Annotated in this window: 19 protein-coding genes and 2 pseudogenes; 7 read left to right on the top strand and 14 right to left on the bottom strand. The window is 60.0% G+C overall.

The features are described from left to right. Positions 1-90 precede the first annotated feature (90 nt). Both NKG95_RS12835 and NKG95_RS12830 read left to right on the top strand, forming a co-directional pair. A complete protein-coding gene (locus NKG95_RS12835) occupies positions 91-1,836 on the top strand; it encodes a type I secretion system permease/ATPase (protein ID WP_353040918.1) in 1,746 nt (581 codons plus the stop codon). Continuing rightward, a complete protein-coding gene (locus NKG95_RS12830; protein ID WP_353040916.1) occupies positions 1,836-3,146 on the top strand; it encodes an HlyD family type I secretion periplasmic adaptor subunit in 1,311 nt (436 codons plus the stop codon). Before NKG95_RS12835 ends, NKG95_RS12830 begins: the two co-directional genes overlap by 1 nt. Before the next feature lie 351 nt (positions 3,147-3,497). Here NKG95_RS12830 and NKG95_RS12825 read toward each other — a convergent pair whose 3' ends face one another. Continuing rightward, on the bottom strand, positions 3,498-3,707 hold the full coding sequence (locus NKG95_RS12825; RefSeq protein ID WP_084643038.1) for a hypothetical protein: 210 nt from the start codon (positions 3,705-3,707) through the stop codon (positions 3,498-3,500). 355 nt (positions 3,708-4,062) lie between these two features. On the opposite strand from NKG95_RS12825, the gene NKG95_RS12820 reads away from it, so the two are divergent. Further along, on the top strand, positions 4,063-5,271 hold the full coding sequence (locus NKG95_RS12820) for an SGNH/GDSL hydrolase family protein (RefSeq protein WP_353040914.1): 1,209 nt from the start codon (positions 4,063-4,065) through the stop codon (positions 5,269-5,271). Positions 5,272-5,448: 177 nt separating this feature from the next. Here the strand turns inward: NKG95_RS12820 and NKG95_RS34280 are convergent, their stop codons facing one another. From NKG95_RS34280 to NKG95_RS12790, 5 genes and pseudogenes are all read right to left on the bottom strand, one after another. Next, the gene (locus tag NKG95_RS34280; protein ID WP_502913943.1) at positions 5,449-5,982 is read right to left on the bottom strand and encodes an ankyrin repeat domain-containing protein; all 534 of its coding nucleotides are present in this window, start codon (positions 5,980-5,982) and stop codon (positions 5,449-5,451) included. A 162-nt stretch (positions 5,983-6,144) separates the two neighbouring features. Then, positions 6,145-6,741, bottom strand: a complete 597-nt coding sequence (locus NKG95_RS12805; RefSeq protein ID WP_353040910.1) for a DUF309 domain-containing protein — start codon at positions 6,739-6,741, stop codon at positions 6,145-6,147. Between the two features lie 248 nt (positions 6,742-6,989). Beyond that, positions 6,990-7,244 carry a DUF982 domain-containing protein gene (locus NKG95_RS12800; RefSeq protein ID WP_353041030.1) on the bottom strand — a complete coding sequence of 85 codons (255 nt, stop codon included), beginning with the start codon at positions 7,242-7,244 and terminating at the stop codon, positions 6,990-6,992. Positions 7,245-7,679: 435 nt separating this feature from the next. Continuing rightward, positions 7,680-8,269 (bottom strand): annotated as a pseudogene (locus tag NKG95_RS12795) (SDR family NAD(P)-dependent oxidoreductase). Between the two features lie 191 nt (positions 8,270-8,460). Next, positions 8,461-9,606, bottom strand: coding sequence for a PQQ-dependent sugar dehydrogenase (locus tag NKG95_RS12790; RefSeq protein ID WP_353040908.1), 1,146 nt, complete (start codon positions 9,604-9,606; stop codon positions 8,461-8,463). Here NKG95_RS12790 and NKG95_RS12785 point away from each other — a divergent pair. Continuing rightward, positions 9,605-9,964, top strand: coding sequence for an MFS transporter (locus tag NKG95_RS12785; RefSeq protein ID WP_353040906.1), 360 nt, complete (start codon positions 9,605-9,607; stop codon positions 9,962-9,964). The two genes, NKG95_RS12790 and NKG95_RS12785, sit on opposite strands and share 2 nt — an antisense overlap. Before the next feature lie 522 nt (positions 9,965-10,486). Here the strand turns inward: NKG95_RS12785 and NKG95_RS12780 are convergent. From NKG95_RS12780 to NKG95_RS12765, 4 genes are all read right to left on the bottom strand, one after another. Further along, positions 10,487-10,783: a hypothetical protein gene (locus tag NKG95_RS12780; protein ID WP_353040905.1), complete on the bottom strand. Its 297-nt coding sequence runs from the start codon at positions 10,781-10,783 to the stop codon at positions 10,487-10,489. A gap of 217 nt (positions 10,784-11,000) precedes the next feature. Beyond that, positions 11,001-11,300: a DUF1236 domain-containing protein gene (locus tag NKG95_RS12775; protein ID WP_353040903.1), complete on the bottom strand. Its 300-nt coding sequence runs from the start codon at positions 11,298-11,300 to the stop codon at positions 11,001-11,003. A gap of 143 nt (positions 11,301-11,443) precedes the next feature. Further along, the gene (locus NKG95_RS12770; protein ID WP_353040901.1) at positions 11,444-12,091 is read right to left on the bottom strand and encodes a BA14K family protein; all 648 of its coding nucleotides are present in this window, start codon (positions 12,089-12,091) and stop codon (positions 11,444-11,446) included. 1,283 nt (positions 12,092-13,374) lie between these two features. Beyond that, complete coding sequence (locus tag NKG95_RS12765) at positions 13,375-15,267, bottom strand: ABC transporter ATP-binding protein (protein ID WP_353040899.1); 1,893 nt, start codon at positions 15,265-15,267, stop codon at positions 13,375-13,377. A gap of 210 nt (positions 15,268-15,477) precedes the next feature. Between NKG95_RS12765 and NKG95_RS12760 the strand changes: the two are divergent. From NKG95_RS12760 to NKG95_RS12750, 3 genes and pseudogenes are all read left to right on the top strand, one after another. Then, positions 15,478-15,575: pseudogene (locus tag NKG95_RS12760) on the top strand (helix-turn-helix domain-containing protein); the annotation flags it as partial. 962 nt (positions 15,576-16,537) lie between these two features. Beyond that, positions 16,538-16,666 carry a DUF4142 domain-containing protein gene (locus NKG95_RS12755; protein WP_352642849.1) on the top strand — a complete coding sequence of 43 codons (129 nt, stop codon included), beginning with the start codon at positions 16,538-16,540 and terminating at the stop codon, positions 16,664-16,666. A 235-nt stretch (positions 16,667-16,901) separates the two neighbouring features. Beyond that, positions 16,902-17,144, top strand: a complete 243-nt coding sequence (locus NKG95_RS12750) for a polymerase (RefSeq protein ID WP_353040897.1) — start codon at positions 16,902-16,904, stop codon at positions 17,142-17,144. A gap of 104 nt (positions 17,145-17,248) precedes the next feature. Here NKG95_RS12750 and NKG95_RS12745 read toward each other — a convergent pair whose 3' ends face one another. The 4 genes from NKG95_RS12745 to NKG95_RS12730 all read right to left on the bottom strand — a co-directional run bounded on the left by NKG95_RS12745 (position 17,249) and on the right by NKG95_RS12730 (position 20,497). After that, on the bottom strand, positions 17,249-18,034 hold the full coding sequence (locus NKG95_RS12745; RefSeq protein WP_353040895.1) for a DUF1236 domain-containing protein: 786 nt from the start codon (positions 18,032-18,034) through the stop codon (positions 17,249-17,251). A 28-nt stretch (positions 18,035-18,062) separates the two neighbouring features. Continuing rightward, positions 18,063-18,221 (bottom strand): UvrD-helicase domain-containing protein, encoded by a 159-nt coding sequence (locus tag NKG95_RS12740; RefSeq protein ID WP_353040893.1) that lies wholly within the window; start codon positions 18,219-18,221, stop codon positions 18,063-18,065. 250 nt (positions 18,222-18,471) lie between these two features. Further along, a complete protein-coding gene (locus NKG95_RS12735; protein ID WP_353040891.1) occupies positions 18,472-19,548 on the bottom strand; it encodes an FAD-binding oxidoreductase in 1,077 nt (358 codons plus the stop codon). Positions 19,549-19,639: 91 nt separating this feature from the next. Beyond that, positions 19,640-20,497 (bottom strand): LysR family transcriptional regulator, encoded by an 858-nt coding sequence (locus tag NKG95_RS12730; protein WP_023721722.1) that lies wholly within the window; start codon positions 20,495-20,497, stop codon positions 19,640-19,642. Positions 20,498-20,606 lie beyond the last annotated feature (109 nt).

Here is a 20,606-nt window from a genome sequence, read left to right as displayed (position 1 = left end):
ACCTGACGGTGGCTGCGGTATGGAGACACCGAGCCTGATTGCGGGCACGATCCTTGCGCCGGGGACCGAACTGGAACCGATGTGAAGGCGATGTCGCATTCCCATTCGTCCGAGCCGCCACGAACAACCCTCGCTGCGGTTTTGGCTTCTTTCCGCCGCGCGTTCGCTGGAATTGCCCTGATGAGCGGCGTCGTCAATGTTCTGGCGCTGACCGGCTCGTTCTTCATGTTGCAGGTCTATGATCGGGTCGTACCCGGCCGCAGTGTGCCGACGCTTGTCGGGCTTGCCGTATTTGCCGGCATGCTGTTCATTTTCCAAGGCGTTCTTGAGCTTATCCGGTCGCGGTTGCTTGTGCGCATCGGGATGGCTTTGGATGCGCGATTGAGCGGGCAAGTCTATACCGCTCTTATGCGTTTGCCCTTGCGCACCAAGCTCCCAGGCGACGGCCTTCAGTCGTTGCGGGATCTTGACCAGGTGCGTTCGTTTCTGTCGAGCACTGGTCCGACGGCGCTCTTCGACCTGCCCTGGATGCCGCTGTATCTGGCAATATGCTTCCTGTTCCATCTCTGGATCGGCATGACGGCGCTGGCAGGCGCCATCATTCTCTCTAGCCTGACTGTGCTTGCCGAAGTTCGCACCAGGGAGCCTGCGAAGAGGGCAAACAGCCAGGCGGCAGCGCGCAATACGCTTGCGGAGGCGACGCGTCGCAATGCAGAGGCTCTGCAGGCGATGGGCTTTGGCGCGCGCATGGCCGAGCGCTGGTCAAGCGTCAACGCCGACTTTCTCAACACGAACGCAAGAGCCAGCGACCTGGCTGGGACGCTCGGCACGATCTCGAAGATCCTGCGCATGATGCTGCAGTCGGGGATACTGGCGATCGGCGCCTATCTGGTCATTCATCAAGAAGCGACAGCCGGTATTATGATCGCCAGTTCGATTATGATGAGCCGGGCGCTCGCACCGGTCGAACTGGCTATCGCCCACTGGAAGGGTTTCGTCAGTGCTCGCCAGGCATGGACCCGGCTGAGCCAGCTTTTGGCCCTGCTTCCTGAAATTGCCTCGAGTGTCTCGCTGTCGGCACCTGTATCTGCTCTTGCGGTAGAAAGCATCTGTGTCACGCCACCCGGCGAGCGTCGTGTGGTTGTGCAGGATGTCGGGTTCGCGCTAGAAAGGGGTGCCGGCCTTGGCATTGTCGGACCGAGTGCGTCCGGAAAATCATCGCTTGTCCGAGCAATAGCCGGGATATGGCTTCCAGCCCGCGGGACCGTCAGGCTGGACGGAGCAACGCTCGACCAGTGGTCGCCGCAAGAGCTGGGCAACCATGTCGGCTATCTGCCGCAGGATGTGCAACTGTTCGATGGCACCATTGCCGAGAACATCGCACGCTTCGAACCTCAAGCCTCTTCGGACAAGATACTGGCGGCTGCGCGCGCGGCCGGCGTTCATGACCTTGTCGTCCATCTGCCGGAAGGCTACGAAACGCGGATCGGCGAGGCCGGGTCGGCGCTTTCGGCGGGCCAGCGACAGCGGGTCGCGCTCGCACGGGCCCTTTATGGCGATCCGTTCCTGGTTATCTTGGACGAGCCCAATTCCAACCTCGATTCCGAAGGGGAGGCCGCGCTGGCGGCGGCAATTGAGGGCGTGCGGGCGCGAGGCGGCATTGCTGTCGTGGTCGCCCATCGGCCGAGCGCGCTCGCAAGCCTGGATCAGGTACTCGTCATGGCAAACAGCCGTGTCCAGGCGTTTGGCCCCAAGAATGAGGTCTTGAGCAAGGTAACCCGTTCGGGGGGCGTTCCCCTGAAGGTCGTCTCCGGCCCTGAGGAGGCGACACACTGATGACGCAACACGCGGCATCGGCGATCGACCGGACCATTCGACGCTATCTGTTCGGCGGTCTCGCGGTCTGCATGCTCCTGGTTGGCGGGGCCGGAAGCCTGGCCGCGGTCACGGAGCTTTCTGGAGCCGTCATTGCTTCGGGAAGGCTGGTCGTCCATTCCAGCGTTAAAAAGGTGCAGCATCCAACGGGTGGCGTGGTCGGTCAGATCCTCGTGCGAGAAGGCGACGCCGTGAAGGCGGGCCAGGTTTTGATCCGTCTCGATGAAACCGTGACCCGGGCCGATTTAGCCATCGTCACCAAGGGCCTGGACGAATTCGAGGCCCGTCTGGCCCGCCTCGAAGCCGAGCGCGATGGCACTGACACCATCGCCTTCCCATCTTCCCTGACGTCGCGGCAGGACGATCCAGAGATCCGGCGTGCGATGGCTGGCGAGCAGTCCCTGTTCGAATTTCGTCGCCAGGCACGCGCTGGCCAGAAGGCTCAGTTGAGAGAGCGCATTGCTCAGCTCAGCGAAGAAGTTTCCGGCCTGACCGAGCAAAGGGCTGCTAAAAGCCAGGAAATCAAGTTGATTGGGCTTGAGCTCGACGGCATGCGCAAACTCTGGGAACGCAAGCTGGTTTCAATCGATCGCATAACGACGCTTGAGCGTGACGCAGTCCGGCTTGAAGGCGAACATGGGAAGCTGACTGCGTCCATAGCGCAATCGAAGGGTCATACATCCGAAATCCGCTTGCAGATCATTCAGATCGACCAGGATTTGCGCAGCGAGGTGGCAACCGAGCTCCGTGACGTCCAGGCAAAGCTCTCGGAGTTGGTCGAGCAAAAGGTCTCGGCCGAGGATCAACTCAAGCGGATCGATATACGCAGCCCGCAGACTGGCGTCGTCCATCAGCTCGGCGTGCACACGGTCGGTGGCGTCATATCTGCGGGAGAGCTCATCATGCAGATCGTCCCTGTCACAGACGACCTGACCGTCGAGGCACGTGTGGCTCCGCAGGACATCGATCAGCTGATGCCAAGGCAGAGCGCAACCTTGCGATTTTCGGCCTTCAACCAGCGGATCACGCCAGAGCTGAATGGTGTAGTCAGTGAGATCTCCCCCGATCTCAGCATCGATGAGCGAAGCGGCACGAGCTTCTATACTGTGCGTGTCAGCCTGCCACGTGCAGAGCTTACGAGGCTGAAGGGCCTGACCTTGTCGCCCGGTATGCCTGTCGAGGTGTTCTTCTCGACCGGCAGCCGCACAATGATGTCTTACCTCATAAAACCTCTGGCAGATCAAATCCAACGGGCATTCAGGGAGGAATGAGTTCGCGTGCTGGGCTCGGCCATAACCCAAACTCCGCTGCCTTCCTTCTGAAGGCGGCCGGCGCCTCTGGGGGCGTGGAATAAGAACGCTTGACGGCGCCGGCCTTGCAGGTTGGGGCCCAGCTTGGCGATTCAGGTAATTCCACGATCGCGGAGGACGCGTCTACGCGCCTCCGTCCGTTTTCGTCGATTTCGCGCATTGGCAGCTAGGCGTTAGTTTCCAGCCACTCGCGCAGCACGATCGTAATGAGACCCGATCCGCCGATTTCCATTTCGGCCGCTATGAACCGCAAGGCGCCGCCCCCCGCAGGGGCGCGCTTGACGATAGCAGGACGAAGTGACTGGCGTTGATTCAATAACCGCGCGGTTTGGCCTTCGGCTCTGGCGAGCTTTCCGACGGGTTTGCAGCCAATTTTGCAGATCGCCGATCTTTTACCCACAGCGACTTTCTTCTTGCCAGTAAATCGTGGCGATCGCCTTCAGCGGTCGCTCGGCTATGCGTCGCAGCAATGGCATAGTCGGCTCTGTTGGTTCGATAGTCCTCTTCTTTTTGCACAGTCATCGTTTGCTCCCAGTTCGTGGCCCCTCTTTTGCCCTACCGGGGAAATTAACTGCCGGTGCATTCCGCGAGTCAATCGATTAAATAATGCACTCTGCAGTCGCGCCTACATCTCATTGGCCGGAGCGCGTTCGTCGCATGGGAGGGCCGTCATCCTCGTTCGATGTAGCTGGATCACAACGGAAGTTCAATTTCCTTCCCAGCTTTGCCGGCCATAATGTGGCCGGCGGCGGCATTACCGAGCATGTCTCAAAAATAAGATTTCATCGGTGCTTTCTCCCGCAGCAGGGAGACAACGGCCTCGGCTTCACGCTGTCGTGATATATGGGCTGTGGCGGCCGCTTCCGCGATCGCAACTTTGTCGGCGGCGGCGCAAGAAGCGGAGGAGGGGGCCTGGATCACCACATGGGCGGCCACACCCGCTCCGCGCTGGTCGAATGATCTTCCCGCACCTTTCGGTGTGCCTGAGGTCCTGGAGAACCAGACGGTCCGTCAGGTCGCCCGCGTCAGCGTGGGCGGCAATTCCGTGCGTGTCGTCCTGTCGAATGCCTTCGGGACCAAGCCGCTGACAATAGGCGCCGGCAGCGTCGGAATCGCAGGCAAGGACGGCAGCGTTGACCAGGCGAAACCGCTCACCTGGGGCGGTAAGAGTTCGGTGGTGATTTCTGCGGGTGCGCCGATCCTCAGCGATCCGGTCGAGCTTCCGGCAAAAGCGCTTTCCGAGATCTCGGTCAGCATCTTCCTTCCGAAGAAGACCGTGCTCTCCTCTGTGCATTGGGACGGCGTGCAAACGGCCTACATTTCCGGCCGGGGTAACTTCACGAGCGACGCCACGTTCAAGGCCGACAGCACACTCAAATCGCGTCTGTTCCTGAGCGACATACTGGTCGACGCCGCGCAGGATTCAAAAGCGATCGTGTTTTTCGGCGATTCCATCACGGACGGCAATTGCTCGACGCCAGACGCCAACAATCGCTGGCCGGACCATATCGCCACGCGGCTGCACGAGGCGAATCGTAATGTCGCGGTGGTGAACGAGGGGTTTTCAGGCAATCGCGTGTTGACCGACGGCATGGGTGTCAACGCGCTCGCGCGTTTCGATTCCGACGTTCTCAGCCATCCTCAGGTATCAACCGTCGTCCTGATGATGGGTATCAACGATATCGGCTGGCCCGGCGAAAATGCAATCACGCCGGACGACAAGGAACCGACCGCCGAAGACATCATCACCGGATACAAGCAACTCATCGCCCGCGCGCATGCGCATGGCATGCGCATTGTCGCCGCGACGTTGACCCCCTTCGCCGACACGTTCAAAGGGCTTCCGACCGAAGGCTACTACACGCCCGAGAAGGAAAAGATCCGCGTCGCCGTGAACGAATGGATCCGCAGCGGCAGCGGTTTCGACGGCGTGATCGACTTCGACAAGGTAATGGAAGACCCGGCTAGGCCGGGATACCTGCGTGACGACTACGATTGCGGCGATAACCTCCATCCCAACGACGCCGGGTACAAGGTGATGGCGGGCGCGGTCGATCTCGACCTCTTGCTGGGCAAAGGCAAATAGGCCGATGTTCCGCTTGCCGCTGGACCGATGGCATCCCAGCGGCACAGGATTCCAATCACGGGCAGAGGGATCGGCTTGTCGCTTAGCGTACGCAAATAGGCAATCAGATTAACACGCTCGGTCTCGTCGGGAACGCCGGAAATTTCCATGAGGACACCGGGCGTGGTGAGGACGGGATCATAGAGAAAGGTGTTCAGATCCTCGTAAGTCCACGCGCCCTCCCAATCCCGCAAAGTCTTGGAATAATTGAATTCCGGCACCGATGCCTTGTCGCGGCCGACGACCTCCCACAAGTTCGGACCAGTCTTGCGGCCCTTGCCTGGTTCGTTGTTGTGACACCCGTCGCAATTTCCGCCGAAATAAATCCGGCCCTTCTCGACATCGGGCGCAGCCAACTTTGTGGCAATCGGTGCGCGCCGTGACGCAGTCGAGGCAGCCATGCTTGACGGCCACATGAAGGGGGGTCTGCTTCCCCGCGGTCGAGTTCGGATTTGCGCCATGCACCAACAGCAGCGTGATAAATTCAAGCCGGTTTCTAGCGGCCGCCGCCATCAGGGGCGGACCCCCAATCTTCGACCCGGCGTTGACGTCTGCGCCGCGCTCGATCAGCAATTCGGTCGCTTCGCTCCAGGCGGCCACTACTACCGAAGCCGGGCCGCCGGCATTCGGCGCGTTGAAGACACAGTCCGCAGCGATCCCAACCTCATCCATCTCTGCGGATCAGGCTGGACGCGCCGCCACCTGCCACAGACCGAGCCCGCACGCCAAGGGCTGCCAAAACTGACCTCGATCCAGTTTTGCCGCTTCATGAAATGTGCGTGTCGGCCCAGCGGAGTTGGTCAGAGTTGCGCAGCCCGGGCGACCCGCGGTTTTCTACGAATGACTGTTTCTCTTTTGTGATCTAGTCGGCATCCCGCGGGAACTTGACCCGAGAATGAATTCAAACACGGCTTGAGGCTGACCGGGCTCTGTCGCCTGCAAAACTGGCGGACTCATTGCTGCGGCTTCCACGTGTTCGGCGAGCACTGCGAGCGACATCCCGAGCGCGCGTTCGATGGCGCGATTTGGCGCGTTCATTAGTTGACGAAGGAGTCCGGCGGCGCGTTCGCCATGACGCGCCGCCGCCGCATGCTTGCCCTCTCGGATCTTCACGCCGGCGGCCGACAACAGGATCAATCCCTTGAAGAGCTTCCTAAGCGGAGCGCCTCGATCTGCAGCCTGCCAAAGACCTTCCCAAGCCTCATGGGCTTCCCAGTAATAGCCATGATTGAAGAGCTCGACACCCCAGAGAAACATGTCCGAGTAGATGGACGCCCCTCCGGCGACCGGCATTGCTTGGCTGTGGTAGCTGTGTCCTGCGGGATCGCGCACGGGGTGCGGCTGCCTGCCGGGAAGATACGCATAGGACGGAAAGCTTTTTTCCGGCACCCAGCGCGGGCGCAACATCGAACCAATGGCCATCAAAGACATATAGTGTCACTTGGAATTAATGAAGAGACGAGCATTCCTGAAGGAGGGTCGTGCCAAGTCCAATACTGCGGAGCCTACTTGCGGATTGTCTCCGGCAGTCGGCTCGGCTGATCCTGCCCATATTTCCAACAATCCGCGCAGCGATACGTGCGCCTGTAGCCGTCTATGACAGCGTCTTTTCGCAGCCCGCGTGCAGCATCACTAGTCCCTTCATCACGATTCAGCCCGGGCTGGTGCTTGGCAGTAGATTAGATTTCTTCGCCGAGCAGTATTCTAGCCTCTTTGGCAGCGGCTAGAAATGCCTGGCGCGCTATCCTTGGTGGCTTCTCGCCGCGGATGACGGCAAGGCACGTTTCGATTGCTGTGAGCCGCGACTTGCTCGCTGACTGGGGCCATTCCCTCAGCAACATTTCGGCCGCGTCAGATACCGAGACAACAACTCTGTCACGATCGATCCGGCCGGGCTGAACGACGACAGGTTTTTTGAAACGTTTAGTAGGCACGACACCCTCCAAACCGATGCGTATGATAGATTCGGCTGATCCTTGACGCTACCTCAAAATAAATGGCCCACGAGAATGGGGCTAGTCGGCGAGCGGCAGGGACCGAGGGAGGGTAGATGAACGAGATCGACGCCCGCCGCCGCGCACGATCTTGTCGCCCCAGGCTTGTCAACCCGTCCGGCAGCCATGCGATCCGCAAGAGAAGTTCGCGGCAGGTTAGCGGGCTACGCACGCTCTGCCACGAACCGCGGCGTCAGAAGTCCAGGCCGGATGCCCTGATCTGCCATATTCTCAGATGCTTTCTCATGTCCGTCTCCTTTCCCTTGCCGGAATATGGGTGGATCGAGCCAGCCGGATTAGACCGCCTGCTTCGCTTGTGTTTATGAGCCGCATGCATCAATCCGGCTCGTGCCTGAGTTCTTTGTCGACGCCAGGTCAGGTCGTCTGTCCGCCGTCGACGAGATATTTGCGCCAGTGGTGGAGGCAGCGAGGTCCGAGCAGAGCCTCAGGACCGTGCCGCGATTCCTCCGGGCGTCCCATGCGGCCGATCGGTTCCTGCGCGATGACCGATGCCCGCCCTTCCTCGGCGCCGCCAGAAATGCGATCCATCATTGGGGGTCGCACGCGGATGTTCTTGTCGGCGTAGTCGAGAGTAGCGCCTTTGCTGAGGCCGATCACGCCGAACTTCGCGGCGCGGTAAGCCGCCTGCTTAGGGAACCCCTTCACACTCGCCCAGGAGGCCGTGTTCACGATGATGCCGCCACCCTGGTCGAACATGACCGGGAGTCCGTGCTTCATCGAAAAGAACACGCGGCTCAGGTTGACGCCGATCTGGCGGTACCATTCATCCTTGCTGATCTCCCCGGCTGCTCGATGCCGGCGTTGTTGAAAGCGAAATCCAGCCGACCGAAGGTGTCGACTGTCTTGGAGATTACATTCCTGATCTCGGCTTCCTTCGAGACGTCGACCAGGACAGTGAGCGCCTTGCCGCCGGTCTGCTCGATGAGGTGAGCCGTTTCTGCCAAGTTCGCCTCGGTGAGACCGAGGGGGGCACGCTGGCGCCGGCGTTGGCGAAAGCCAGCGCAGTAGCCCGGCCAATGCCGGTGCCGGCCCCCGTCACGAAAGCAACCTTGCGGGTGTAGTCGAACTGGATCGCCATATCGATTTCCTTCCCTGTCTTATGTGGGCGAAACGCCCTTGTGAGGCTGCTGCTCCATCAGGAGCCCGGCGTCAGGCGCCGGAGGCTACCGGGATTAGCGTCCTCGATGATCCAGATTGCGCCGTCGGGAGCCACCGCAACATCGCGGATACGTGCACCCATGTTCCAACGCTCGGCCTCGTCCGGGCGCCCTTCGGCGTCGAATGCGATGCGAATAAGAGAGCGGACTGAGAGGCCGCCGATCAGCGCGGAACCCTGCCATTGCGGGAACATCGCGCCATTGTAGAAGGCGAGACCGGCGGGCGATATGACGGGATTCCAGTAGATTGCCGGAGCAGCGAACTCGGGACGCGTATTGTGGTCGGGAATCTCGGCGCCGCTATATTCATCGCCGTTGGAGACGACAGGCCAGCCATAGTTCTGGCCCTGCTCGATCAGGTTCAACTCGTCGCCGCCACGCGGACCCATCTCGTGCTGCCAGAGGCGGCGATCGGCTGCGAAGGCGAGACCGTAGGGATTGCGGTGGCCCGTTGTCCACGTCTGGGCCTGCACACCACCCTGAGCGACGAGTGGATTGTCCGACGGCGTTCTGCCGTCAAGATTTAGGCGCAGCACCTTGCCGCGGGCCTGTTCAGGATCTTGGGCAGTGTCAGGTCGCATCCTCTCTCCGACCGACAGGAACAAATGCGTTCCGGCCGGGTCGAAGGCGATGATGCCGCCCGGCTGGCCGCCTCCGCCTCCCGGCGTCTGCCGCCAGATCACTGTTGCACCGGTGAGCGCTGCCCCATTGTCCGAGACGGCGAGTATGGCGCGGGAAAGCGCCAACCGGCTGCCGCCAGTGTCGGGCTCGACATAGGTAAAATAAACGGCCGAGCTGGTTTCGAAATCCGGGGCAGGCGCAATGTCGAGCATGCCGTTCTGGCCGGAGGCGACGACCTCCGGCACGTTGTCGAGTTCGATCTTTTCGCCTTGCTGGGTGACGAGGAAGATCCGGCCAGGCTTTTCGGTCACGAGCATTCGCCCGTCGGGAAGAAATCCGATCGCCCAAGGCGTGTCGAATTCGGCGACGGCCTGGGTGGCGAAGGGCAGGGTGGGACTTGCAGCCCGATCACCAGCATTGATGCTTTGAGCCTGCGCGGCACTATTGAAGATGAGTGCCGTTGCCAGTGTAGCCGATACCAGAAGTGTCCTGCGTGATGTCATGATGCCTCCGATTGTGCGGGTCTGTATCTCGGTCGATCATCGGCTGGCGGTCCCGGTCGCGATTATCGTGTTCGTCTGCCAGCTCTTGAGCTCGCCGTCGATGAAGACCGAGAGCAAGGCCGGCCCGGCGGACGTATTCAAGCTGCTTAACCGCCCCGTCGTTGCTCCGGGAATGGCTGGCGTAAGCCTCTTTTCCATGGGGCAGTTTTCGCTGGTCACCTATCTTCGCCCCTACCTTGAAACCGCCACCCAAATCGATGTTTCGACGCTGTCGCTTGTTCTGCTCATGATGGGAGCCGCCGGCTTTGTCGGCACCCTTCTGATTGGCAATTTCCTCAAGAACGACCTCGAGACCTAGTGAGTTGCTTAACTCGGCACGATTGTCCTCCGCGCTGATCAGCCGCCGGAAAGCGGCCTCCGCTTTTGGTCGTTGCATAGTCGTCCCCAGACTCGCCCCTGAACACTTTCGTTGCGAAGGGTTACGAAAGGGATCACCGGCGAATTGCCTGATGTTGGTGCTATGGCGCGCTCGTGTTGATGCTGGAGCGGCTGAATTAAGGCTCGCTGCTGCTGTCCAAGTCTGGGTGCGACGCAGAATCCGGTTTCTCCCCTCAGAGCTGGGCGGACACCATAGCCTCGGTTGCGGTGTCGCGGCTCGCGATTCCGTGGTGCGCGCCTGGCACGTCACAACAGTGCTTCCAGCAGCATCGGGCTGCGCTTCGTGGAAATTTCGGACCCCAACGGGCAGCAACGGCCGTCAGCGGCGGGCAGCATCAGGCCATGCATTTAGGCCAGCAGGCCGCTGTCCAACGGCACGCGGTCCCCGATTGGGCAGGCGGTGCCTTCGGCTGGCCGCTTTCCAGTATTCCGATCCCGAGGCCTAAACACGTCCAGGCCGCCGCGCTCCACCGATGGCCTGCAATAGATTGATGCTGTTGGTATCCGGTTGACTGGACGCGGCAACAGCAAGGGCTGCGGCTTCGGCTATTTTGGCAACGTCGTCGCTGCTAATCGTGCCACGCTTTTCCAATAGATTTACAAGCTCGACAACCAGCAGAAAGGCATTCACGCCATATCGTTCGGCTTTGAGTTCGAACTCGCCCTGGCCCAGTGTCCCAGAGTCTCTCCCGGCCTTTCTGTCCAACTGTGGGCGCCTCGTTTTTGCGGCAACAATCATCGCGAAGGGTCCTAGCCGTTCACCATTCAGGTGAAAACCCGCCGCGCGGTGAGCACGGCGGGTTGATCAAGCGTTGCACCAAGCTGGGCTTGGGGGGCTAGGGGTAGATGCCTGATGCTCGCAGATCGAGAAATTGGTAACCGATCAAAAGGAGGGAGTCTACCCCCAGCAATGGACAAGGTTAAAGCGCCGGCCTTCTCCTCCCGTCCCGCCAAAGTCATTCGATCACTTTGACGATCTTACGTGTGCCGGGATCAACGACGACCGTCCGATTGTCGACCACCACGTAGCGGTATTTGGCGTTGGGCACTTCATGAAGCTCTACGGTGTCGGGCAGGGTTGAGCCGACATTGAGCTCCACGCCAGGAATTTTCACCGACGCGAGTGGTTGCTTTTTCACATATTCTTTGATGACCGTTTCCTGTTCAGGGTCGATCACGACGTCCTGAGCGGCGGCGGCGACGACGCCGGCCAGCAGCAGAAGTCCGGCAACAGCCGGGGAAAGACGCATTGTCATAGCTATCTCCTTGGTGGGTATTGTTGCGCTAGACGCGTTGTCGTCGCGCCAAGCCCGCCCAAACTGTGAGGCACCTTCAGACGTTCCCCGATTGAGGCTTTGGTCGGATCGAGGGCGACCTGCCGTCGGACCTAAGTCTGATCTCATTGGCATTGCCTACGCGGCCCGCCTCCAAAGGGCTGGTAGGTGTTATCCTCCGGCCGATAGGAGCGATAGTGCCTGTAGCAGTACTGAACGTGCTCCGCGCTGCTATTTTCGCCTGAAGCCGCCGCCTCGATATAACCAGGATCGGCGCCGCTTGCTGAAGCCTCGATGACTGCGGCCTTTTCCCGGGAAGCACTGGACAGGCGGCTCGCGACCTTGTGGTCGGAAAAGGGTGAGATGCATTCGCGGAGGTCGCCGCTGTACGACCTGTGGCTGTTGTCTTCGGATCTGTACGAGCGATACCGGTGGATGCACCAGTTCACATGGTCATTGCTTAAGGTCGTAGGCGGCGAAATCTGTGGGGCACTGTTCGATGCGATCGCAGTATCATCGACAACCGCCGCTGGTTCAATCGCTTGTTCCTGTTTCCTGGGCTCAGCAGCGGGTTGTCCTTCGACACGCTCGAAGTCGTACGGTGTGGTGTCGAGCTGTACCGCCTTCGTCGGCGATACCATCGCTGCATCTGCGGTGGGCCTTTGGACAGGGACCGGTTTCGCGGTGAAATAGGTGATGGCGAATGCCGCGCCGCCCACGAATATGCAAAGCGTGAGGGCGAAGCCGCTCAACGCGGCTACTAAATACTTCATGGTGTCGCTCCTGCTTCTTCGCCCTTCGGGGCAGAAATGCAAAATCGGGCATCAGAGTTCCAGCCGACTCATGTGAGAGATAAAGGCGCATAGTCACCGTCATAGCGGGTGCCAAGCACTGCCTGATTCGCGGTACGGAGCGGGACGGAGATGAGCAGCTACTAGCCCATGCCGGCTACCGCCATGAGCAGGTGGTCAACGTCGATTGCAGCGTCTGGGCGGCGCGAAGATCTTCGACTTTCGGGCGTGGACATTGTGCGGGCTCGGCGCGACCGGCAGGGCGAGGGCGTCCAGACCGAGCCTTCCCGGATCGAGACTTTCCTATCGCCGTGTTGGTCGGATGCGCAGCTTCATTCCAGTCTTGCGAGAGGCGAGGGTGGCTTGGTGCTTTCGAGATCATCCGCACCTCCTTCTCGGCCAATGCGGCATAGAGGTGCAACATGAATGTGTCGGCATCAGCACCGCGTCCCGCTACGATGAAAGGAACGCGCTGGACCATCAGCTCGGGGTTGAGGGCGGCTTCGCGACACGAAATGAGTCGCGACATGAAAGAGCGTCTGTGGAACGTGTCCAGCGGCACCCAGGCAAGCCGCCGGAGGGCGTCAAGAAGCGACCGGCAACCAATGGGAGCCTGGGAAGAAAAGTGAGCTTACTGCCTCGACCTGACCAGTTCGATCAGATTGGCCTCGTTCGGGCCTGTCTCTCGGAAGCAGCGACTGTTTTTATTGCGAGCGCTTCGCCAGCTTGGGAGGAGCGGTCAATCTTCTGGCGGCTGCAGAGCTGCTCGAACACCCGCCGGCAAATATCCAGATCGAAAGCGTATAGTCCGGCTTGTCTGAAAGGCATTTTGACCCCTCGGCTTGAAGCCGTGATTAGGGCAGTCATTCTTTAACGCACTTTCAACGCGACGCCCTCTTTTGGAATGCGTTGACTTGCTTTAAATTTCGACGAACAGCCCCCTGAAGCATCCGACGTCGCAGAAGGGTGATCTTGCATATGCACATACGCTGCGCAGCCTGACAGAAAGTCGAGACTAGGTCGGTCATTTCTTCAAGGTCACGCGTTGGAACGGGACGCCCGCGTTGCAGGAACCGGACAAGCACAGTGATCTTGGGTGGTGGCCGCTCCGCAATCTGCCGCAAGAAACGATTCCCTACGTTCGCCAGGCGCTCCCTTGCATTGATCAGCGGAATCCATATTCCGAGTTCGGCTGGACCAGATCTATGGGCTAGCGGAAGTCCGCAGCGGGGTCGTTCTTTCGCGCTCCTCCATGCGCACGCCGATTAGATGCTGGCCTGCGCCTTGTAGAGGTGGGCATAGGCTCCGTCGGCAACGATCAAGGCTTCATGGGTGCCCTGTTCGGCGATCCCCTGTTCGGTCAGCACCAGGATCCGGTCCGCATTGCGAACGGTCGAAAGCCGATGGGCGATGACGATCGTCGTCCGCCCTTCGGCAAGATCGAGCAATGCGGCCTGGACGGCCCGCTCACTTTCATTGTCAAGCGCGCTCGTAGCCTCGTCGAAGATCAGGATTGCTGGATCCTTGAGGAACGCCCGGGCGATGGTGAGGCGCTGCTTCTGGCCCCCGGACAGTTTCACACCGCGCTGTCCGACATCCGTGGCGTAGCCATTCGAGAGCGCCATGATGAAATCGTGAGCGTTGGCCGCCTTTGCCGCCGCGATGATTTCGACTTCCGACGCATCCGGCCGCCCATAGCGGAGGTTTTCCGCCACCGTACCGGCGAACAGATAGACGTCCTGCTGCACGACACCGATGCTCTGCCGCAGCGACTTCAAGCTGATGTCGCGGATGTCGGCACCGTCGATCAGGATCGCGCCTTCACTCACCTCGTAAAAGCGCGGGATCAGCGCGCATAAGGTGCTCTTGCCGACGCCCGAGGCGCCGACGAGGGCCACGAACTCGCCGGGAGCAATATCGAAGGACAGTTTTTTGAGAACATGTGGCCCGTCCTCTTCGTAGCGGAAGCCGACATCGCGAAACGCCAGGGCGCCGCACGGGCGGGCGATGTCGGAGGCACCCGACCGATCCACGATCTCCGGCTCCACCTCCAGGATCTCCATCGCCCGACTGAAGCCGGTGTAACCCTCCTGCCAGAGCCGCACGAAATTTGCCAGGCGTTTGACGGGATCGACGAGCACCGCGACGCACAGAAGGAAGGTCAGCATATCCGCAACGCCGAGCTCGGCATTGACGACCCGGACGGCGCCCATGACGATGACGGCGACCGTGATAAGCTGTGCGAAGGTCGTGTTCCCGACCGAGAAGAAGGCCTCGCTCCTGTAGCCTTCCCTGCGGCTCTGAAGAAAACGGGCATTCTCCTCGTCGAAGCGGCTGATCTCGAGTTCCTCATTGGCAAAGGACTGGACAACGCGGATACCGGCGAGCGAATCCTCGATGTGTTCATTGACCGCCGCGATCCGCTCCTTGCTGAGCCTTAGCGCCCGGTTCATGCGGCGGTTGAAATGCAACGCGTAGAGCACTGCAAAGGGCGTAACCCCGAGAATAAGGAAGGTGAGCGGCAGGTCGATATAGGCCAGGAGGAGGATTGCGCCCGCGAATTTGAAAACCGCGATCGCCATATCCTCAGGTGCGTGATGGAAGAGCTCGCCTAACGAAAAGGAGTCGTTGGTCATGCGGCTCATCAACTGGCCGACCCGCTGGCGATCGTAAAAGCTGAACGCGAGCTTTTGGCAGTGTTCGAACAGCTCCTTACGCAGCGCGCTCTCGATCTTCGCGCCCATGACGTGGCCCTGATAGTCGACGAACAGGCTGCCGAGCACTTCCACCGCCACCAGGGCTAGCATGGCCCCGCCCATCAAATAGATCTGATTGAGGGCTTCCGGTGCGTCGGGAAGCTGGACCAGATGCTTGGTGACGTAGCTGGCGCAGAGAGGCAGGAAGAGCGCTGTCACCGAAACCAGCAGCGCGCAGGCGAGATCGGCCGCCAGCAGCGTTAGATGCGGCCTGTAATAGGACAGGAACTTCCTGGCACGCGAATACGGCTTGCTGCGCGTAGGTCGCGTTCTGGGAATCGGCTTATCTGTTGAATCGATTTCAGCCGTTGGGCCGATATTCGCTGCACTCGGCAGCCAGGGTTTCCGGTCGCTACGGGACGTGCCTCTTTGCAAGGCGGCGCTTCGGAGTCGTGTTTGCATTACGCTTCATGTCCTGTTTGTGATCTCCTTTCTTGTTGGACATGGACGCTCTCATCGTACTCTCCCCGTTCGGACGCCTGCGGCGGGGCGAAATATGCATTGCGCTCCCTCGAAAATCAACCCTTTCCATAACCAAGGCGGTCCGGCATCGGCTGTCCGGCGACGCGGCCACACCGCGAAAGTCAGCTCACCCGCATGATCCAGGAGCGGCTAAAAGTGACAAAACAGGGGGCGCTCAATCTGTCGGCGAGCTCGACCTGCGCGAGATGACGGGCAGGGGAAGGTTTCGGGCATGGGGGACTGTGTAGTCCGCAGATATTGGCTACTACCATCGCCGACGGGCCTCCACTGAGGGAAGCCGAGCTTCCCCCAGCCTTTCGCCAGGGACAGATTCTTTGCCAATCGCGCATTTGAAGCCTATACTTTCGCATCGGCCGCCAACGCTTTCGGATGCAGCCGACCGTAAGAGGGTACGTGCTGTTGCCCGTCAGGGAGCGAGCCATGCCCCAATCCGTTCTTCGCAACCACGGCGCCGCCGACGCGTAAGGCGCGGCGTGGGAGCTCATCCGTCCTACGCGATAAATGGTCCTTGGGAAGGTTGTCGCGCGCGCAAGGCTAGAATACGTCAAAGAGCCGCAAAGAAACCAGCAAGATTGCGCCAAGCGCATAGCATCCAAGCAGCCAAACAATGAGGATGAAGATACCCGCGTCTTGTCTCAGCTTCAAAATAGCGCTTCGGAGGGACCTACTCATTCGCTCATCCATTTACCCGCACACGTAACCCCGCCAAGATATTTTCGTTCCATCATTGCCGAAGTGTCGAACTCGAACAGTTCGGTTTGCGCCCAGAGATCGAGGGATTGATGGCCACCGCGGCTCCCGATAGCGGCTACGCGGTTCGCGGCCTGATGGCGCAGGAATCTTGAGCGCGAGGTATTTTGCTGCGGGCCGGAGCCCTTGGGCCACCCGCGAGGATCGCGGCATACCGCTGCATCAGGAATTCTCGCCTCTGCCAATCTATAGACATTCTGCTACGGGAAATGTCTCCGCATGCCAATGTGCTGGGATTCAGTTGGTCGAGAAATTCCGGCAGATCGGCGCCCTTTTGAGCCGCAAACCCCAACAGAAATTCTCTTCCGGAAGCGGTCAGGCCAAAGCCACGCAGATAGCCGAGCAGGTCGCCTGATCTCTTTGGGATCAGAATAAGTGCGCTCCGTTGATCGGCTCTCCAAGCAATATCCCCTCGTCGTCGTGTGAAGCGAAGGAAGCGGTGGCGCTGTTTTCCGCTTACGCAAATTCCGGCGACGATCCGGCGATGAAGGAGTTTGCCAAAAAGACGCTGCCGGTGCTGCAAATGCACGAACGTCATGTCAAGGATCTCGCTGCCGCGCATCAATGAGGGCGACGACCGCCAGCGGTTTCGCCAACGGATACGCCCGGCATGAAGGGAGCGGCTGTCGTCGGGTCCCGGGAACAAAGTAGCGAGAGTGCCGTTATTCACCTGGCTTATTCCCGGGAGGATCCAATGGGAGGCGGCATTCGCGAGGCGCCAAGGGCAGTAGAGCTGGGTTTCGGCACCGTCCCAATTGCCGCTGTCACAAGCTGAATCGCTTTCCGGCCAGGACAGGTTACCAATGCGCTACGGCGAGATATTTGCAAACGCAACGGCACTCTTGTTGGTGGCGCTGATGGTTGGCGGCATCTTCATCTTGTTTGGAGAACCGCTGTGGCCGCGGCACTACGCGCGAATGGTGCTGGTCACGGATATCGATGCCATGACCACCGCGTCAGTCCGAACAAGCTGCGCGCCCACTCCGTGCCTGCCCGACACGGTCGATCAGACCATGCTCACTCCTCGCCCCGAGGGCGGACCTTGATTGGTGATTTGCAGACGCTGGAGCCGGGTACGGAAAAGCCCGCCGCCCGAGCTGCGTGGCGGGCTTTGGTACAATCAACTCAGTTGTAGACCGTCTGGCCACAACTAGCTCAGGATAACCACGATCGTGTAGGTATTCGGGTCGACGATGATGATCCGGCCGTCAGCGAGCACGAAATACTCGTAATTTTCATAAGCCGGAACGATCTTGACGATGCGCGCCGGCAGACGATGCAGCCGGACCTTCGTTCGCGGAACCTCGACGCCGACGGAGATGTCGAAATCGACATTGGAAACGGGTTGGACGTTCGTTTCCTTGATGACCTGGGTGATCTGAGTCTTCTGTTCAACGGTCACATTGCTGATGGAAGCGGTCGAACCCTGGTCTTGCGTCTGCGTCGAGGCATTGCCCTGAGTCTGCTCGGTGGTGGTTCCGGTCTTGCCCTGAGCCTGCTCGTCGGTCTTCATTTTGGTGGTGCCAGCGGCCTGCTGGTCAGTCGTGGCGCCAGCCTTGCCCTGAGCTTGCTCGTCAGTATTCATTTTGGTGGTGCCAGTGGCCTGCTGGTCAGTCGTGGCGCCGGCCTTGCCTTGGGCTTGCTCGTCAGTATTCATCTTGGTGTTGCCCGTGGCCTGCTGGTCGGTCGTAGCGCCGGCCTTGCCTTGGGCTTGCTCGTCGGTCTTCAGCTTCGGTTTGCCCTGCGCCTGTTGATCAGTCGCAGCGCCGGCCTTGCCCTGAGCCTGCTCGTCCATCTTGGCGCCATTCTGGCAATTGGCAGCGCCGGCTGCGCAATTGGCGCCGGACTGGTCGTCGGTCGACTGCTGCGTCTGGGCAAGCGCCGCTCCGCAGCTGACGCTGATTGCTAGCAAGCTGGTGATCAGAACGCCTTTCATGAGAGATCTCCTTGGAAAATGCGTCCCTTCACCGCGTAAAACTGCGGCTCAGCGATAGATCGCGCTTGGCACCGATCTCGTCCGCAAAGGAATCGATCAGCTCCGGACGCGCCCCCGCGAACCCAAAAATGGATTGCGCCGGATCACCGACCAGAAAGAACGTGGACCGTAAGTTCACGTAAGTCACCGGGTTCGCCAACGCATCCGAGTAGCTGCGAAGAATCCGGCTGGGCTGACCACCACTTGCCCTTTGTCTTGGTTGCAAAGACAGCCAATTGGGCACCCGCCCCCTAGTGATTGTGCACGAGACGATCTCGCTGGTGAAAGTGGTAGGCGGAAAAACAGGTTCCGAAACGCTAACGACTTGCGGTCGCATTAGTATGGCTTGGTCGTGGAACGCAAAGGCTGACCCGATTTCGTCCCGCGATGCGGTACAGTTAGAGGTCAAGCAGAACGTCGCCTTGCGGGCGGCTGCAGCACGCCAGGATGTAGCCTGCCGATTTATCGTCCGATGACAGCCCGCCCAAGTCATCCATGACGACTTCGCCGGACAGCTTGGCGATCCGGCACGTACCGCAAATTCCCTGCTGGCAAGCGGTGGGGACGTAAACGCCACATTGGCGCGCCGCTTCCAGCAGGGTCTCTCCGGGCGCGCAGTGATGCGCAATGCCGGAGCGGGCGAAGCGGACCGAAGACGACACCTTTGAAGCCGTTACCGAAGGCGAACTGTTGCCGCCTCCGAAACTCTCTTCATGATACTGTGAAGGGGCGAGGCCGATTGCCTCCAGGCACCGGCGTGCCGCCTTCATGTATGACTCCGGCCCACAGGCAAAAACCGTGCGGCTGTGGAGATCGGGAACCAAGGTCAGGAGCATCTCACGATTAATTCGCCCTGTTGGACCCGTCCAGGCCGGGTCTTCCTGACTGCAAATGCTAGTCACTTGAACATTGGGAAAGCGAGCGGCAAGTGCGTCCAGTTCGAGCCGAAAGATGATGTCGTCCGGCGTTCTAGCACTGTGAATGAAGCGGATATCCTGGTCGGCTGCGCGGTCGGTAAGTGTGCGCAGCATTGACATGACGGGAGTTATCCCGCTGCCACCTGAAAGGAAGAGGGACTTTGCATGCGGCAGATCGTCGAGATTGAACGAGCCGAGCGGCCCTTCGATCTCGATCCCATCACCCGGCTTCAAATTGTCATGGAGCCAATTCGAAACGAGCCCGCCCGGCGTCCGTTTCACGGTAATCTGAAGGTCGAGCGGTCGCGTCGGTGGTGACGAAACCGAGTAGGAGCGCGTCACCGCGGCACCGTCGATCCTAAGGTGCACCAGAACATACTGGCCAGCGCTGAAGCAGAACATTCGATCTGAAGCGGGTGTGAGAACGAATGTTTTCACATCGCGCGTTTCGTCGATCACGCGCCGGCAGAGCACAAGCTGCGGTGTAGTCTGTGCCCACTGCCGGTGACGCTTTGTTGGGACGAAGCCGGAGGCTGCAAAGGCCGCGTGTGCATTCATCATTCAACTCAGGTTTGAAGTCGAGCCAAGATGCCATTTCAAACCCCGCTGAACAGCCGCGCAATCCTGGCTTTATGATTGGTAATTTCGATTAAACTTCCAGTGACATTACAGCGACCTGGAGAGCTCGGATGCCTTTGCGAATGATGGGTTCGTGTTTGCGGCGCGCGAGTATGGCGGTGTGGACTGGCTGGTACAGCGTCGGCGCTCCCTCGACCAGGAACGATGGGAGTTCAGCAGTGAACCTGCGCGCATCGTCGCTGCGCATATAGCAGGTGCCACCCGTGCGTCGTAGCATGATCTCCGCCAGAGTTTCCGATCCCGTCGAAAGCCGGCAGATCGCCAACTCGGCCAGCAACTCTGCGTGCGTCTTTTCCAGCACGGCCGTGTAGCCCGGGCGAATGTAGGTTTCGGGGTCGACGTCGGACAGCGTTCTGGCAGCCGTCGAAACCATCACATATTCCTCAACCATCAGATGTTCGTAGGCGATCTCAGGCAGGTAGCGAGGCGCATAAAGCACGGCGATATCCAGATTTCCCATGCTAAGATCGCTGACCATCTGGTTTGAATAATCCGACTCGACATGGATCGAGGACTTTGGAAGGGCCTGGCATAGTGTCTCGACCCATCCGGGCAGGACCGAGCGGGTCATGCCCACCTGTGCGGCGATGCGCAAGGTGCCCTCGAAACGGTTGAACGCCCGCACGTCGTGGCGAGCTTGCGACCAGGTCGACAGCAGGGATCTGGCGTACGCTTCGAACCGCCGTCCCGCGGCTGTCGGCTCAGCGCCGGCGCGCCCGCGCTGAAAGAGCTCGGACCCGATCGCGCTCTCGAGGTTCTTGATGCGGGTGCTGATCGTCGACTGGGTCAACCCCAAGCGATCGGCGGTACGATTGAAATTTCGCGACTCGATGATGTCGAGAAAGGTTTCGATGTGATCTAGCTGCACGGGACCTCCCGATCGAAAAAGTCGATCATATTGCGCAGGATCATAAGCTTGATCAAACAATACTCAAGGCGGAAGCTGCCCTCGGTGAAATCGGCCGGCAGATCGATCA

It is taken from the genome of Mesorhizobium sp. M1423 (assembly GCF_040317575.1).
GTDB lineage: Bacteria > Pseudomonadota > Alphaproteobacteria > Rhizobiales > Rhizobiaceae > Mesorhizobium.
Note: the sequence above shows the minus strand (reverse complement) of the source record. Positions and strands in the feature narration are given on the sequence as shown.